The organism is Streptomyces sp. NPDC048751, from assembly GCF_043198595.1.
Taxonomy (GTDB): Bacteria; Actinomycetota; Actinomycetes; order Streptomycetales; family Streptomycetaceae; genus Streptomyces.
On record NZ_JBICUX010000013.1, the window covers coordinates 22,623 to 38,194 of the forward strand.

A 15,572-nucleotide genomic window follows, 5' to 3' on the forward strand; every position below is an offset into this window, starting at 1 on the left:
AGGACGTCGTGCTGCTGATCACCTGCCCCTGGTGCGGCCCCCGTGACGAGACCGAGTACCACTACGGGGGACAGGCCCACGTCCCCTACCCCGAGACCCCCGCCGACCTCACCGACGAGCAGTGGGCCGAGTACGTCTTCTACCGCGACAACCCCAAGGGCCCCTTCGCCGAGCGGTGGATGCACGGCACCGGCTGCCGCCGCTGGTTCAACGTCCTGCGTGACACCGTCACCAACGAGGTGCTGACCTCGTACCGGCCCGGCGAGCCCCGCCCCGGAGGGAACCGATGACCGACCAGCGCTTCCGGATCCAGCGGGGTGGCCGTGTCGACCGCGGCACTCTGCTTCGATTCACCGTCGACGGGCGGGAGTTGACCGGCCACCCGGGCGACACCGTCGCTTCGGCGATGTTGGCCAACGGCCTCGTCGAGGTCGCCCCCTCGCTCTACCGCGGCCGCCCGCGCGGCATCGTCGCGGCGGGCGTCGAGGAGCCCAACGCCCTGCTCCAGCTCGACGGCCCGTGCTCGGAGGGCATGCTCCCGGCGACGACGGTGGAGCTGTACGACGGCCTGTCCGCCACGACACTGTCCGGGATGGGCCGGCTCGACCCGACCCCCGACTCCGCCGTCCACGACAAGAAGTACGTCCACACCGACGTCCTGATCGTCGGGGCCGGACCGGCCGGCCTCGCGGCCGCCGCCGCTGCCGCCGACTCCGGCGCCCGCGTGATCCTCGTCGACGACCAGCCCGAGCCCGGTGGTTCGCTGCTCGCCGGCGCGCCGAGCGACCTCGAGTGGGTCGCCGACGTCCGCGCCGCACTCGACGCCGCCCCCGAGGTCGTCGTACTCGCACGCACCACGGCCTTCGGGTCGTACGACGACAACTACGTGCTCGCCCTCCAGCGGCGCACCGACCACCTGGGAACCGCCGCCCCCGAAGGCGTCTCGCGCCAGCGGCTGTGGCACATCCGGGCCCGCCAGGTGGTCCTGGCGACCGGCGCCCACGAGCGTCCGCTGGTTTTCGCCGGCAACGACCGGCCCGGGGTGATGCTCGCCGGGGCCGTCCGGACGTACGTCAACCGGTATGGCGTGGCGCCGGGTTCGCGAGCCGTGGTGAGCACGACGAACGACAGCGCGTACGACACGGTCGCCGATCTGCACGCGGCCGGGATCGACGTCGCCGCCGTCGTGGACGCGCGGCCCGAACTGTCCCGCCGCGCCGCCGAGGTCGCCGGGGCGACCGGGGTGCGGGTGCTGACGGGCAGCGCGGTGGTCGGCACCTCGGGTGACCACAGGCTCACCGGCGTCACCGTTCAGGCACTCGATGCCGATGGCCAACTCACTGGTGGAGCCCAGTCGTTCGACTGCGATCTGCTCGCTGTGTCGGGCGGATGGAGCCCGGTGGTGCATCTGCACAGCCAGCGTCAGGGACGGCTGCGCTGGGACGAGGAGCTGGTGGCCTTCGTGCCCGACGGCGCGGTACGGGACCAGCAGGTCGTCGGTGCGGCGCGTGGGACGTACGACCTCGACGGTTGCCGGGCCGAAGGGGCGCGCGCCGGTGCACGCGCCGCCACGGACGCCGGGTTCCCGGTGGCCCTGCCGTCCGATGTCGCGCGGCTCGCGATCGGCCCGACGCGTGCCCTGTGGCTGACACCCGCCCCTGACGGCGAACCCGGCACCTGGAACACCCACTTCGTCGACCTCCAGCGCGATGTCACCGTCGCCGACGTCTGGCGCTCCACCGGCGCCGGCATGCGCGGGGTCGAGCACGTCAAGCGCTACACCTCGCTCGGCACGGCGAACGACCAGGGCAAGACGTCCGGCGTCAACGCGATCGGTGTGATCGCCGAGGCCCTCGGCGGCGCGCCGGGAGAGATCGGCACCACGGCCTACCGGGCGCCCTACACGCCCATCGCCTTCGCGGCCCTGGCCGGGCGCGAGCGAGGCGAGCTGTTCGACCCCGAGCGGACCACCTCCATCCACGGCTGGCATGTCGCGCACGGAGCGGAGTTCGAGGACGTCGGACAGTGGAAGCGCCCCCGGTACTACCCCCGGGCCGGTGAGGACATGGACACCGCCGTGGCCCGCGAGTGCCGTGCGGCGCGTGAGGGGGTCGCGTTCATGGACGCCTCCACCCTCGGCAAGATCGAGATCTGGGGCGCGGACGCGGGCGAGTTCCTCAACCGCGTCTACACCAACGCCTTCAAGAAGCTCAAGCCCGGCACGGCCCGCTACGGCGTCATGTGCAAGCCCGACGGCATGATCTTCGACGACGGCGTGACCCTCCGCCTCGACGACAACCGCTACTTCATGACCACCACGACCGGCGGCGCCGCCGGGGTCCTGGACTGGCTGGAGGAGTGGCTGCAGACCGAGTGGCCCGAACTCGACGTGCACTGCACGTCGGTGACCGAGCAGTGGTCGACGATCGCCGTCGTCGGCCCCCAGTCGCGCGAGGTCGTCGCCCATCTCGCCCCCGAGGTGGACCTGTCCAACGAGGCCTTCCCGTTCATGGCCTTCCGCGAGACCACCCTGGCCTCCGGCATCCCGGCCCGCATCTGCCGGATCTCCTTCTCCGGCGAACTCGCCTACGAGATCAACGTCTCGGCGTGGTACGGCCCGGCGGTCTGGGAGGAGGTGGACGCGATCGGCCGGCCGTACGGCATCACCCCGTACGGCACCGAGACCATGCACGTCCTGCGGGCCGAGAAGGGCTACATCATCGTCGGCCAGGACACCGACGGCACGGTCACCCCGCAGGACGCGGGCATGAGCTGGGTGGTCTCGAAGCAGAAGGACTTCATCGGCAAGCGGTCCTACACCCGCGCCGACACCTCCCGCACCGACCGCAAGCAACTGGTCGGCCTGCTGCCGAGCGACCGCACGACCCGGCTGCCCGAGGGGACCCAGCTCGTCGCGCCGGGCGTGCCGATCACCCCCGGGGCCGGGCCGGTGCCGATGCTCGGTCATGTCACCTCCAGCTACCACAGTCCGGCCCTCGGCCGCCCCTTCGCCCTCGCCCTCGTCGCCGGCGGGCGGGCGCGGATCGGCGAGACGCTGCTCGCCCCGGTGGGCGAGGACCTGGTGCCCGTCGAGGTGGCCGACTGCGTCCTCTACGACCCCGAAGGGACCAAGCGCGATGGCTGAGCCGACGATCGAGAAAGGTGCGGGCCCGGTGGCGTTGCGCACCAGCCCCCTGGCACATCTGGACGAGCGGATGCGGGCCGCCGCCGTCACCGGCGCCCGCGGTGTCACGCTGGCCGAGCGGCCGTTCCTCACCATGGTGAACCTGCGTGTCGACCCCGCGTCCGGTGCGGCCGCCCGCGTCGAGAAGACCCTGGGGGCGCCGCTTCCGCGCCGGTGCGGCAACACCGCCGAGTCCGGCGTCCACACGGTCGCCTGGCTGGGCCCGGACGAGTGGCTCGTGCTGTCCCAGGCCGACGCGCCCGCAGTGGTCGCCGAGTTGCGCGAGGCACTCGGCGGAGATCCGGGCTCGGTCGTGGACGTCTCCGCGAACCGCACCACGCTGGAGCTGAGCGGCCCGGCCGCCCGGCAGGTGCTGGAGAAGGGCTGCCCGCTCGATCTGCATCCCCGGTCCTTCGCACCCGGCGAGGCGGTGTCGACCACGGTGGGACCCGTCGCGGTACTGCTCTGGCAGGTCGACGACGCGCCGACGTACCGACTGTTCCCACGGTCCTCGTTCGCCGACTACCTGGCGCGCTGGCTCATCGACGCCATGAGCGAGTACCGCGGCCCGGAGGTGCCGTGACGGGCCGTGGCCACGGCCCGCTGCGGCGGCCGGGGGACATCACGCGCGTCGTGGAGGACTCGGGGTGTCTTCTCGGAGGAACTCACGGGCGCCTCGGAGCCTGATCCGCAGGCGCTCCTGCGTGGCGCGGCTGTCGAGGCGTACGTCGAGGGGCCCCGGCAGCCGGACGTCGGCTCGCCGCCCGGCAGGCAGTCGCGCGGCGTCGAGTCCATCGCGCCGGGCGATCAGCACGCCGAGGTCGTGACGGCTGAGGGCGTCCGACCCGGCGAGGTGGAACACGCCTGCCGCATCGGACAGCGCGAGTTCCAGGAGGGCGGCAGCGAGGTCCGCCACGTGCACCGGGCAGCGGATGTCGTCGGTGAACAGGACGCCGTCGCGCGTGCCGGCCGCGAGGGCGTGAACCATGCGCTCGTGGACGGACCGGCCGTGCCCGATGATCAGCGAGGTACGGGCCACCGCGGCGCCCGGCAGGAGGAGCCGCACGGCCGTCTCGGCGGCGGCCTTCGCGGCGCCGTACGGGGTGAGCGGGTCGGGCAGGCAGGTCTCGTCGTAGCGGTCGCGGGATCCGGAGAACACCGCGTCGCTGGAGACATGGACGAGGCGCGCGCCCTGCTCCGCCGCGGCCATCGCGACGCGGACCGCCCCGTCGGCGGTGATCGCCCAGTCGGAGTCGCTGCTCGCCAGGTTGACGACCACCGAGGCGGCGACACCCTTGACGACCCCCGTGACCCGCGCGGGATCCCGTAGGTCGAGGGCGTGCCAGGCGACACCCGAAGCGGTACCGGGTTCGGTGGTGGCAAAGGTGGCGGCGGTCTCGAGTCCCGCTGCTCCGGCCTGGCGGACCAACTCGGTTCCGAGGAAGCCGCTGCCGCCGATGATCAGGACCGTCATGGCTCGACACAGTAGCTCCTGGGCACATCGGGCGACCGGCCGACGGCGGACACCTGCGGCCTGCCATGGTCTGTGGTGCAGATCACAATCTGAGGGTGAACCAGATAGGGCCTTCGGATCGACGAGCGGGTGTGAAGGCCGAACAAGGGGATGGGGACGCCGATGCTGAGCTCCTGGGTGCGGTGGCCGAGGGGGACCGGGAGGCGTTCGAGGAGCTGTTCCGCAGGTTCGCCCCGTGGCTGAGGGGCCGCCTGCGGCAGCGGTGTGCTGATCCCGTCCTGGTCGACGAGGTCGTCCAGGACGTTTTCGTGGAGGTCTGGCGGCATCGTGAGCACGGCCGAAACGGCCGCCTGGATCAGGTCGAGGACGTGAACGGGTGGCTGTGGCGAGTCGGCCGGCGTCGGCTGATCGACGCGCAGCGCGCGCAGGAACGACGGGGACGGCTCCTGCGCCGTCTCGCGGTTCTGCCGAGACGCCACGGGGTGTCCGCCGAGGACGAGCTTCTGGCGGAACTGGGCGACAGCGCTGTGGCCGCGATGGAGCTGCTGCCCTCCGACCTGGGGGCCGTGGTGCGGGCGACCGCACTGGAGGGGCTGACCGTGCGGGAGGCCGCCGAGCGGCTCAACATCCCCACCGGCACGGTCAAGTCCCGGGCTTCCCGGGCCAGACGGCTGCTCAGGGAAAGGCTCCAGCCGTGACCGGAACGCCGACGAGGAGAAGGGCGAGCGCCGTGAGCACGGCCACCGAAGACAGGGCCGGCAGGAGGAGGAACAGATGAGCGGGGCACCATCCGTCGGCCCGGCCGACAGCCCGGGCAGCCACGCGGCGCACCTGAGCCCCGGTCTGCTGCGCGCCTACGCGGCCGGACCGCTGTCCTACGAGCTCAGGGGCATCGTGGAAGCTCATGTGGACCGGTGTGCGGGCTGCCGTGAGCGGTTGTCGCCGCTCCTCGCGGACGAGGCCGAGCTGTCCTCCCTCTGGGAAGGGATCGACCGCGCGACCGACGAGCCGACGAGGAGCCTGCTGGAAAGGTGTGCGCTGCGCCTCGGAGTTCCGGAGCACGCGGCTCGGCTGTGCGCGGCGATGCCCGCACTGCGGTGGTCCTGGTGGGGTGGGGCGGCGCTCCTGCTGGTGCTGGCCGTGGCCGTCGCGCGCTGGAGTGAATCCACCTCGGCACCCCTGCTGTTCTTCGCGCTGCAACCCGCCCTGTCGGCCGTCGCCGTCGTCGCGGTCACCGGTCGGCGCTTCGACCCCGCTTACGTGTGGCTGGCGGTCTCCCCGCTGAACGGCTTCCGGGTCGTGCTGCTGCGTGCCACCGCGGTGCAGATGATGAGCCTGGCGCTGAGCGCCGTGAGCGCGGCCGGACTGCCCCTCCCGTTCCCCTACATGCTCGGCTGGCTGATCCCGTCACTCATGCTCACCGCGGTGTGTCTCGCCCTGTCGAGCCGGATGGACGCGGTCCCGGCCATCGGGCTGACCCTCACCGCCTGGGGCGTCTGGCTCGGGCTCACCTACAACTCCCGGCTGACCGGAGGGACGCGACTTCTCCTTCCCGAGGCACAACTGGCCATGGCAGCGGTGGCCGTACTGACCGTCGGCGTGCTCATCGCGCTGCGCGACGGATTCGACACCTTCGACAAGCAAGGCCGGACGGCCCTTCACCAGGTGCCGACGGCGGGGACGAGAGGGCCCTGATGGAATCCACGGCATCACAGGTCACGTTGACCGACGTAAGCGTGCGCTACGGGCGCCACACCGCGCTGAGGGACGTGTCCTTGACCCTCGGGCGAGGGGTGACGGGCCTGTTGGGGCCCAACGGTGCGGGAAAGACCACCCTGCTGCGCATTCTCGCCACGGCCGGTACCCCGGACGCGGGCACGCTCGCGCTCCTGGGTCTCGATCCTCTGACCACCGCGGGCCGGCAGGCCCTGCGCCGACGACTCGGTTACCTCCCGCAGAACCCAGGACTCCCCTCCCATTTCACGGCGTTCGACTTCATCGACTACGTGGGGATCCTCAAGGAGATCAGCGACAAGGGGGCCCGGCGCGCGGAGGTCCGCAGGGTGCTGGAAGAGGTCGGCCTGACCGCCGACCGGAGCAAACGCATCCGGAAGTTGTCGGGCGGCATGCGCCAGCGCGTCGGCCTCGCCGCCGCCATCGTCGGTGACCCGGAGCTGCTCATCCTGGACGAGCCGACCGTGGGCCTCGACCCCGAGCAGCGTCTGCGCTTCCGTGAACTCATCGCCGGACTGGGGGAGAACCGAACCGTTCTGCTCTCGACGCACCAGACGGAGGACGTGGCAGCCCTGTGCCACAAGGTCGTGGTGCTCGACCACGGCACAGTGAAGTTCCAGGGACCCCCACACGAGCTGGCCCTGTTGGCGCAAGGGCGGGTCTGGACCAGCGGCGAGCGCTCGCCCGGCGCTCTCGCGGCGTGGCGCACCGGCGTCGGTACCTTCCACAACATCGGCACCCCGCCGGCCGGCGTGTCGATGGTCGAACCGACCATCGAAGACGGATACCTCCTGCTGCTCGACGGAGACCGGTCATCCGTGGGTGCGGTATGAGCGACGCGCGAGGACACCGGGCGGCGGAGAATCACGCGACCGTCGTCGCCAGGGAACCACACCCTGACCGCCCTGTTCCCGCGGTGCCACGGAACGCGTCCCGCGCCCAGTGGTCACTCGCCCGGTTCGAGTCCGCGCAGGTGCTGCGGCACCCCGCCTTCGTCACCGCCGTCCTCCTCTACGTCGCCCTCTGGGCGTACGAAGCGCTGGACGTCGGCCTCCGCGGCCGCTATCCGGTGCTGCAGGACGAGGACCGCTTCACACAGGTGCCGCTGCTCCTGCTGGCCGCGGGAGGCCTCGTCGCGACGAATCTCGCGGTCACCCGGATGCGCCGGCACGGGGCGGGACCGCTCTGCGAAGTGCTCGAACTGCCCTTGTGGCGGCGGGTGCTCGCCCACTTCGGCGCCGCCCTCCCACCGGCCGCGGTGGCGGCGGTCCTGGCCGCCGCCCGGATCGCCTACTACGCGTCGGCCCCCACGGCGGTCGGCCGCCCCTCGCTCGTCGAACTGGCCACGGGACCCGTCGTGGTGCTCCTCGCCTGCTGTACGGGAGTGACCCTCGCATCCTTCACCCCGGCGGTCACGGCAGGCCCCTTCGCCGCGGTGGTCATGGGGGCACTCGTCCTGTGCAGTGCGCTGGATGTACGCGGTATGAAGTGGTGGGGCCCGCTGGGAGTGGAGAGCGAGTTCGGGGCCCCGCTGCCCGTCGACCTGATGTATCGACCCGCCTTGACGCATCTGGGGTATCTGGCTGCTGTGACCGGCGTGCTGGTCCTGCTCGCCCTGGCCCGGGCCGGAGCACGCACTGTCCCGGTACGGTCGGCCCTGGTTCTCCTGGTGGTGACCGTGGTCCTGGTCGGCGTCCTCCAGTACCAGCCGCCCTCCGACGCCCTGGTGGCCCGCCGGTACACCGCGGAGCAGCACCCGGGCGGTCAACAGCGGTGCCGAACAGCCGACTTGGTCACCTTCTGCGCGTTCCCCGACTTCCTGAACCGTACGAAGGACTGGCAGACAGTCACCGACGGCGTCCTCGACCAGGTGCCGGACAGCGCCCGGACAGGCCCGTACGCGGTACGCCAGCGGCTCTTCCTCGGCGGCGATCGGGACGGTGTCGTCGGCAAGCCGCCGCCGGAGTGGGCCCGGGACGACGCGCTGCACCACACACCCGGAGCGGTCACCGTCGGCACCCAATGGGGCACCGACGACATCGGCGGCGACGAGATGCTCGCCTTCGCGGTGCGGTTCGCCCGCCGTGTGGTCGTCGGCCCCGGTCAAGTAGAGGAAAGCCACCCCGAGATGCTGTGCCGCGCCCGTGCCGTGACGGTTCTCTGGCTCGCGGCACAAGCGACCTCGGAGACGGCCGACGCCCTCCGCTCCCTCGAGCGGCGCAGTTTCGGCGGTATCACCCTCGTCACGCTGGACTCGTCCGAGGCGGTCTCCATCAACACCCCGGAGGTACGCGTCGTCCTCGACCTTCTGGACATGCCCGCGGACAACGTCGCTGACCGTCTCCACACGTCCTGGCCCGTACTCGTCGACGACCGTACGAGCACCGAACAGGCCGCCCGCCTGCTGGGCGTGTCCCCGCCCACGGACGCCGAGCGGGGATCGGAGGGCACCGCGTGCGCAACCCGCTGACCCTGCACACCGCCCTTCTGCCCCACCTGCTTCGCCTCGTGCCCCGCGCTCCCATGGCGCTGGGCGGCGGGACGGCTTTCCTGCTCTGCGCGCTGCCGCTCGCCGTGTCGACCCACCTCGAACCAGGTGACGCGGCGCTGCTGCTCCGCCTGGCGGCCGTACTGTGCACCGCCGCCGCCGCGTTCGCCCTGGACGACCCGGCCGCCCGCACCACAGCGACACAACCACTGCCTCTGGAAGTACGGCGGTCGCTGCGGCTGGCGCTGACCCTGGCGCCCCTTGCCGCGATCTGGACGGCCGGCGGAATCCTGCTCCGGGCCGCGCTGAACCCGGACGACCGGGTCGCGCTGCCCTTGGCCGGACTGTCCCTGGAGGCCGCGGCGCTGGGAGCGGCGACGATCCTGCTGACCGCGCTCGGTCTTCGCCTCTCCAGGGGAGAACGCGGCAGCACGCTGGCAGCGCCGGGAGGTGTGCTGCTGCCCCTCCTCCTCGTCCTGAGCCCCGCCCGCTCGCAACTGTTCGCCGTTCCCCCCGCGGAGTCCTGGACCTCGTCCCGATGGGTGTGGGCCACGGCCTTGACCGTCGCGGTCGGCACCGCGGCCGTCCTCCTGCGAGAGCGCCCCCTCGGCACGCGCCGCGCATCCGCCGCGCACACCGCACCGACCGCGCCCTAGACGAGTTCGGTCGGCCGCTCATACGCACGGGCGCCCTCCACCGTCTCCTGGATGCCCTCGCCGTGCACTGCTCACCCCATGTCCCAGGAGACCTCATGCGCCTGCCCCTTCGCGCCGCCACCGCGCTGGCCGCCACCGCGCTGGCCACCGCCGGTACCTTCGCGGCGGCCGCGCAGCCGGCCACGGCCGCCGACTCGGCGAACGTGACCACCGGTCGCACGGCCGCCTTCGGGCCCTACAGCGTCACGGCATACGAGACCGTCAACATCCGCAGCGAGCCCCACACCAGGTCCCGCGCCTTCGACAAGATCCTCGCCGGGGAGACCCGCCACGACGCCCTGTGCTGGACGCACGGGGAGGCCATCCGGGACCACGGCTACACCAACGACGTGTGGGTCGGTTTCACGGAGGGGTGGGCCAGTGCCGTGTACCTCAAGGGGGACGCGTACGCCGGGCTGCCGGCCGACGCCCAGTGCTGACGCCCAAAACACCTAGAACGGGAGGGGTACCACCTGTGTCTTCGAAGATCATGACGCGCTCGCTCTCCGTGCGGACGCTGCTCGCCGCCGTGCTCGGCCTCGCGGCAGTGCTCGGCCTCGCGGCGGCACCCGCCCAGGCCGATCCGTCGGTGTCACCGGTCCATGTCTGGGGCAGCCAGGTTCGGGTGCGCGCGTGCCCGAGCACGTCGTGCGGCCTGGCCACCACCGAGCGGCTGACCAACGTCACCGTGCAGGCGTTCTGCCAGCGGTGGGGCGACCGTGTGACCGACGGCCCGTACTACAACCACTACTGGCTCGAGATCATCACGCCGCAGCAGCGCTACCTGGGCTGGGTGAGCGCCGTGTACGTCAGCGGAGGCTCCAACGACGGCCCCGTCCCCGGCATCCCGGTGGAGACGGCCACCAGCCCCGTCTACTGCGAATACCCGTAGACCGGCCGACGTGTGGACCACAAGCAGCACCACGTACAGAGAGGAAAGACCTTCATGGCCCTCCGTCTCCCGTCCGCGCGACGCACCAGGGGCAGGACGGTGGCGGTCCTCTCGGCCGTCGCCTTCCTGAGCGCGGCTCCGGCCGGTGTCGCCGGCGCCGCGGCGCCCCAGCCTCAAGGCACACGGGTCACCACGGTCGCCGCCGGCGCGGCCGACGCGGTCGAGCACTACGGCAACACGGCGACCGGCGGCTGCCTCGACGACAGCTTCGCCTACGGCTTCCGCGGGTTCGGCTGCAACAGCCTCGACTTCCAGAACTGGAGGGTGCACGTGTGGCAGGAGGACGGCACGCGCCAGTTCCGGAACCTCGCCACCGACCGATGCATCTTCGGCGGCGTCGCCGAGGGCGCCCACCCGGACACCCGCAGCTGCAACTCGTCCAGGGAACAGAGCTGGTGGGTCCACGCCCGCGGTGACCGGGTGAGCTTCGAGAACCAGGCCACCGGCCTGTGCCTGGACGACAGCGAGTACGGCCTGCGCATGCTGCGGTGCACCTACAACAGCAACCAGACCTGGCGCTGACGCAGCCGGCTGAACGCACGGAGAGGAACGGCGACTTCGGCGAGCCCGTGGAAGCATGGGGCCATGGAGACCCTCAGTGCCCCGGACATCCTCGCAGCGATCGCGGCCGGGCTCGGCGACTGGCGCAAGCTCGCCCAGCCGCTCGCCGCCCGGTACCGCGTCGCCGACCTCGTCATCGGGGCCGAGTTCGTCCGCGGTGACCGAGGCGGCGGTCGCCCTCGGCCGGGATCCTGAGATCCGGCTGGGGCGAGGGTTCGTCGACGTGGCCGTGTCCACCGTCGACGAAGGCACCGGTGGGCGGTGGGTCACGGCTGACGACGTCGAGCTGGCCCACACCATCACCGGACTCGCCCGGGAACGCGGCCTGACCGCCGTTCCCGGCGAGGTGGCACAGCTGGAGCTCGCGCTCGACACCGTCGACGAGACCGAGGTGGCCCGGTTCTGGTCCGCGCTGCTCACGGGAGGCGCCGGCAGCACGGGGAGCGACACGGCCCCCCAGGTCCTCGATGTCTTCGACCCGACGAACCGTGTCCCCAACGTGTGGTTCCAGAAGACCGACGCCCATCAGATCCCGCGCCAGCGGTGGCACCTCGACCTGTGGCTGGCCCCGGAGGTGGCCGACGAACGCATCGCCGCCGCGGTAGCAGCCGGAGGTACGGTCATCGACGCCTCCGACGCGCCGTCCTACACCGTGCTGGCCGACCCCGACGGCAACAAGGTCTGCGTCTGCACCGCCCTCGACCGCGCATAGGGCCTGTCCGGCGGATCAGGCCGGAGACAAGCCGCGGTGCCGGGTCAGTCGCCGCAGCCGCGTGCCTCCGCGGAGCAGAACGCGACTTCGGGGTAGCGGGGCGACGGCTGGTCCATGAGGCGCTGCGGCTTGCTGCGCAGGTGGAGGTCGAAGAATGCCGCCGTGTAGCGGCGGGTGAGCTGCGAGGCGCGGGCGGCGGGGAGGGTGGCGCCGATGTCGAGGCCGAATTGTTCCGCGAGGAGGCCGACGTCGGTGAACGAGGCGTGTTCGGCGCCCGCGACCACGAGCCAGCGCCTCCACCCGGTCAGGTGCTCCCAGTCGCGCTCCCAGGTGGCGGCTGCGCCCCCACCTCCCGGGGTGTACGTGGACTGCCTGCCCAGGAACAGGAACGGCCGCGCCAAGCCGCTGTCGGGGACCGGGACTTGAGTGGTGCCGTCGATGTCGATCCCGGCGCGGATCCGGGAGTCGGCGAGCATGGCGGCACTGGTGCTCGCGCCTCCGACGGAGTGGCCCGCCATCGCGATCCGATGCGGGTCGATCAACCCCGCGCCCTTCCACTTCGGGTGTGGTCCGGTCAGTTCGTCGAGCACGAAGGAGACGTCGACCGCCCGTCCCCTCACCAACTTCTCCCAGAAGGTCTCGTCGTGGTCGACCTCGCAGGCGGCACAGGTGGCAACCCGCCCGTCCGGGAAGGTGGTGGCGACGTTCTCGTAGGTGTGATCGATGCCTGCCACGACGTAGCCCCGGCTCGCCAGGTCCTCGGCCAGGGAGGTGAGCGTGGCACGGGGCTTGGTGAAGCCAGGCGACAGCACGATCAGAGGCAGGCCGTGCCGGCGTCCTGCCGGTGCGGCGTCGCTGACCGCGTTGGTGCGTGTCCTGGTCAACACGTCGAGCGGCACGCTCGTGATGCCGCCGTCCTCCAGCAAGAGCTTCGACTCCGTCGGCGTCATGTAGGGGGCTCGTTGCCCGTCCGAGGGCTGCGCCGGGTACCACACGGAGACCATGAGTTCCCGCACGTCTACGCCGGGGACCCACGGGTCGGGGCGGGAGGTGTCCACGAGATGCAGGGAGGTTCTGCCGACGGGGTGCGGGCCGGTGGGCTGCGGCAGATACGGCGTGCCGCTCGGTACCGCCGCCGAAGCAGCGGTGCCGCTCGCGGTGGAGGCGTCCACGGCGGAGGCGGGCGCGCACGGTGCCAAGACGAGGAGCCCGGCGACCAGCCCGGCGAGGGCGGTCAGGCCGTGGCGCAAGGTTCGAGTCCGGGGTACCGGCCGTGGGCCGGCCGGGGTTCTGCCGCCGTCGTCACGGTGATCGGCGGGCGGTCTGGTCCGTGGTGCGGTCATGGGTTGTCTCCCTCGGTCGTCGACTCTGGCTCCGCAGACGCTAGAAGCGGAGCGGGTCCGGGCACGTCGGCCGCCGGGGCAGTTCTCGGTACCGCGCCGGGACGATGGCGTACGGCGTCATCCTCTTGGCGTAGTCGACCGATGTACGACGGATGATCACCGTGATCACCGGGGCGGATGGCGCCGCCCGGGGCGTCGGTGAGAATGAGCCGGTGATGACCGTGCCTTTGGCGGACCGACTGCTGGAGCGGATCAAACCGGACCGACCGGGGGAGTGGATGAAACCGGGCCGACCGGGGGAGTGGATGAGACCGGGCCGACCGGGGGAGTGGATGAAACCGGTCCGACCGGGGGAGTGGTGGGCGCTGGTGACGCGCTCGACCGGTCCGCCGCCGCGGCCCACCCGGCGGGGGCGGACCTTCGACGTGGCGCTGGCACTGGCCGTCGGCATCGGCTCCGTCTACTACGTCCTCGACAACATGACCGCTCTCGTCGACCGCGGAGACCGGCCCGCGCCCGCGCCGGGCGCGTGGGTCGGACCGGTGACTGTGGCGATCATCGCGGCGGTACCTCTGACGCTGCGTCGGCGTTACCCGCTCGCCGTGCTGTGGACCGTGCTGGCCGCCGTCATGGTGACTCCGCACGACGCACCACGGCTCACCTTCTACGCCTGTGTCGTCGCGGCCTACAGCGCCGCCGCCTACAGCCCGCACCGGATCCCCACCCTGGCGAGCCTGACGGTGGCGGTGCTCCTGGTCGACGCGGACGCCGCTCTGCCCACCGTCCCCGCCCAGTACGCCCCGTACCTGATCCTGGTCCCGATCGTGGTGGCGGCCAACGGCCTGCGCACCTGGAAGCTCAGAACGGACGAGGGCCGCAGGCGCCTGTCCGTGCTGGAACACGAGCAGGCCGAGGCGTTGCGCCGCGCGGTCGACCACGAACGCGCGCGGATAGCCCGCGAGTTGCACGACGTGGTGACGCACAACGTCAGCGTGATGGTCATCCAGGCCGGTGCCGCCCGCAAGGTCATGGACGCCCACCCCGACCAGGCCCGCGAGGCGCTCCTCGCGGTCGAGGCCGGCGGCCGGGCGGCGATGACCGACCTGCGCCACGTCATGGGGCTGCTCACCACGAGCACCACGGACGACACGGGTACGGTCGGCATCGCGGGCACCCCTGCCGGTGTCCACGGCCCGATCCCGCTCGACACGGCCGATCTGACACCGCAACCGGGCCTGAACCAGCTGGAGACCCTGGTCGCACGGGTGCGTGAGACAGGCATGCCGGTCGAGCTGGCGGTGACCGGGACGGCGCGTCCACTGCCGTCCGGGGTGGAACTGGCCGCCTACCGGGTGGTGCAGGAGGCCCTGACCAACGCGGTCAAGCACGCGCCCGGCGCGAGCGCGGCGGTCGCCGTCGACTACGCGGCCACCCGCCTGCGTGTCGATGTCACCGACACCGGCGGCACACCAGGTGCGTCCGCCGCCACCGGCGCGGCCGCCGGAGCCGGACGCGGGCTGATCGGTCTGCGCGAGCGACTCGCCGTCCACGGGGGAACCCTGCGGACCGGACCACACCGTGCCGGCGGCTACCGCGTCACCGCGCTGATCCCCTTGGAGGCTTCGTGAACGGCTCGCCACGCGTGGTGATCGCCGACGACCAGGCACTGGTGCGTACGGGCTTCCGGATGATCCTCACGGCCGACGGCATCGACGTGGTCGCCGAGGCGACCGACGGCGCGGAAGCCGTCGACGCCGTTCGGCGCACCCGACCTGACGTGGTGCTGATGGACATCCGTATGCCGGAACTGGACGGCCTGGAAGCCACCCGCCAGATCCTGACCGGCACGGACCACGCACCCCGCGTGATCATCCTGACCACGTTCGACCTCGACCGCTACGTCTACGCGGCCCTGACCGCCGGGGCCGCCGGTTTCCTGCTCAAGGACACCACCCCCGAACACCTCGTCGCCGCGGTCCGCACGGTGCGCTCCGGCGACGCGCTGCTGGCCCCGGCCATCACCCGCCGCCTCGTCGAACGGTTCGCCCACCACGCCCCCGACACCACCGCTGCACCCCGCGACCTGGCCGCACTGACCCCACGCGAACGCGAGGTCCTGCGCCTGCTGGCGCACGGGCTGAACAACGCCGAACTCGCCGACCACCTCCACCTGTCGGAGGCCACCGTCAAGACGCATGTGGCCCGCATCCTCTCCAAACTCGGACTCCGCGACCGCGTCCAGGCCGTCATCGCCGCCTATCGGACCGGGCTGGTCAGCCCCACCGAACCACGCGACGGCACGCCTGGCGGGGCCCTGCCCGCAGGGTGAGCCACGACGCAGCGGTTCGGCCCGAGGAGGGTGCCTGCGCCGGGGCACGGCCCGCCTGCAACTCTCCGAAGAGGTCTGCGGTGCACAAACGTAGCGCCGA

Annotated in this window: 17 protein-coding genes; 15 read left to right on the top strand and 2 right to left on the bottom strand. The window is 72.0% G+C overall.

Annotation, left to right across the window (positions count from 1 at the left end):
* Nucleotides 1-8 precede the first annotated feature (8 nt).
* The 3 genes from ACGFNV_RS34005 to ACGFNV_RS34015 are packed head-to-tail and all read left to right on the top strand — an operon-like array spanning nt 9 to nt 3,767.
* Nucleotides 9-290: a sarcosine oxidase subunit delta gene (locus tag ACGFNV_RS34005; protein WP_393627827.1), complete on the top strand. Its 282-nt coding sequence runs from the start codon at nt 9-11 to the stop codon at nt 288-290.
* Nucleotides 287-3,145: a sarcosine oxidase subunit alpha family protein gene (locus ACGFNV_RS34010; protein ID WP_393627829.1), complete on the top strand. Its 2,859-nt coding sequence runs from the start codon at nt 287-289 to the stop codon at nt 3,143-3,145. Before ACGFNV_RS34005 ends, ACGFNV_RS34010 begins: the two co-directional genes overlap by 4 nt.
* A complete protein-coding gene (locus ACGFNV_RS34015) occupies nt 3,138-3,767 on the top strand; it encodes a sarcosine oxidase subunit gamma (RefSeq protein ID WP_393627831.1) in 630 nt (209 codons plus the stop codon). Before ACGFNV_RS34010 ends, ACGFNV_RS34015 begins: the two co-directional genes overlap by 8 nt.
* 39 nt (nt 3,768-3,806) lie before the next feature.
* Here ACGFNV_RS34015 and ACGFNV_RS34020 read toward each other — a convergent pair whose 3' ends face one another.
* Nucleotides 3,807-4,658, bottom strand: a complete 852-nt coding sequence (locus ACGFNV_RS34020; RefSeq protein WP_393627832.1) for an SDR family oxidoreductase — start codon at nt 4,656-4,658, stop codon at nt 3,807-3,809.
* Between the two features lie 131 nt (nt 4,659-4,789).
* Between ACGFNV_RS34020 and ACGFNV_RS34025 the strand changes: the two genes are divergently transcribed.
* The 10 genes from ACGFNV_RS34025 to ACGFNV_RS34070 all read left to right on the top strand — a co-directional run bounded on the left by ACGFNV_RS34025 (nt 4,790) and on the right by ACGFNV_RS34070 (nt 11,800).
* Nucleotides 4,790-5,356, top strand: a complete 567-nt coding sequence (locus ACGFNV_RS34025; protein WP_393627834.1) for an RNA polymerase sigma factor — start codon at nt 4,790-4,792, stop codon at nt 5,354-5,356.
* A gap of 76 nt (nt 5,357-5,432) precedes the next feature.
* Nucleotides 5,433-6,353: a zf-HC2 domain-containing protein gene (locus ACGFNV_RS34030; protein WP_393627835.1), complete on the top strand. Its 921-nt coding sequence runs from the start codon at nt 5,433-5,435 to the stop codon at nt 6,351-6,353.
* Complete coding sequence (locus tag ACGFNV_RS34035) at nt 6,353-7,225, top strand: ABC transporter ATP-binding protein (protein ID WP_393627837.1); 873 nt, start codon at nt 6,353-6,355, stop codon at nt 7,223-7,225. Before ACGFNV_RS34030 ends, ACGFNV_RS34035 begins: the two co-directional genes overlap by 1 nt.
* An 83-nt stretch (nt 7,226-7,308) precedes the next feature.
* Nucleotides 7,309-8,862, top strand: coding sequence for a hypothetical protein (locus ACGFNV_RS34040; protein WP_393627839.1), 1,554 nt, complete (start codon nt 7,309-7,311; stop codon nt 8,860-8,862).
* Nucleotides 8,847-9,536 carry a hypothetical protein gene (locus tag ACGFNV_RS34045; protein WP_393627840.1) on the top strand — a complete coding sequence of 230 codons (690 nt, stop codon included), beginning with the start codon at nt 8,847-8,849 and terminating at the stop codon, nt 9,534-9,536. The genes ACGFNV_RS34040 and ACGFNV_RS34045 overlap by 16 nt, the downstream gene beginning before the upstream one ends.
* A gap of 95 nt (nt 9,537-9,631) precedes the next feature.
* On the top strand, nt 9,632-10,015 hold the full coding sequence (locus tag ACGFNV_RS34050) for an SH3 domain-containing protein (protein WP_393627841.1): 384 nt from the start codon (nt 9,632-9,634) through the stop codon (nt 10,013-10,015).
* 35 nt (nt 10,016-10,050) lie between these two features.
* The gene (locus ACGFNV_RS34055) at nt 10,051-10,467 is read left to right on the top strand and encodes a hypothetical protein (protein ID WP_393627843.1); all 417 of its coding nucleotides are present in this window, start codon (nt 10,051-10,053) and stop codon (nt 10,465-10,467) included.
* Nucleotides 10,468-10,521: 54 nt separating this feature from the next.
* Nucleotides 10,522-11,049 (top strand): ricin-type beta-trefoil lectin domain protein, encoded by a 528-nt coding sequence (locus tag ACGFNV_RS34060; RefSeq protein ID WP_393627845.1) that lies wholly within the window; start codon nt 10,522-10,524, stop codon nt 11,047-11,049.
* A gap of 63 nt (nt 11,050-11,112) precedes the next feature.
* Entirely contained in the window at nt 11,113-11,283 is a 171-nt protein-coding gene (locus ACGFNV_RS34065; protein ID WP_393627847.1) for a hypothetical protein, read from the top strand.
* A gap of 28 nt (nt 11,284-11,311) precedes the next feature.
* Nucleotides 11,312-11,800, top strand: a complete 489-nt coding sequence (locus tag ACGFNV_RS34070; RefSeq protein ID WP_393627848.1) for a VOC family protein — start codon at nt 11,312-11,314, stop codon at nt 11,798-11,800.
* A 44-nt stretch (nt 11,801-11,844) separates the two neighbouring features.
* Here ACGFNV_RS34070 and ACGFNV_RS34075 read toward each other — a convergent pair whose 3' ends face one another.
* Nucleotides 11,845-13,143 carry an alpha/beta hydrolase family protein gene (locus ACGFNV_RS34075; RefSeq protein WP_393627850.1) on the bottom strand — a complete coding sequence of 433 codons (1,299 nt, stop codon included), beginning with the start codon at nt 13,141-13,143 and terminating at the stop codon, nt 11,845-11,847.
* Between the two features lie 332 nt (nt 13,144-13,475).
* Here ACGFNV_RS34075 and ACGFNV_RS34080 point away from each other — a divergent pair, with 332 nt between their 5' ends.
* Both ACGFNV_RS34080 and ACGFNV_RS34085 read left to right on the top strand, forming a co-directional pair.
* Entirely contained in the window at nt 13,476-14,771 is a 1,296-nt protein-coding gene (locus ACGFNV_RS34080) for a sensor histidine kinase (RefSeq protein WP_393628183.1), read from the top strand.
* Nucleotides 14,768-15,472 carry a response regulator gene (locus ACGFNV_RS34085; RefSeq protein ID WP_393627851.1) on the top strand — a complete coding sequence of 235 codons (705 nt, stop codon included), beginning with the start codon at nt 14,768-14,770 and terminating at the stop codon, nt 15,470-15,472. The genes ACGFNV_RS34080 and ACGFNV_RS34085 overlap by 4 nt, the downstream gene beginning before the upstream one ends.
* The last annotated feature ends 100 nt before the right edge of the window (nt 15,473-15,572 follow it).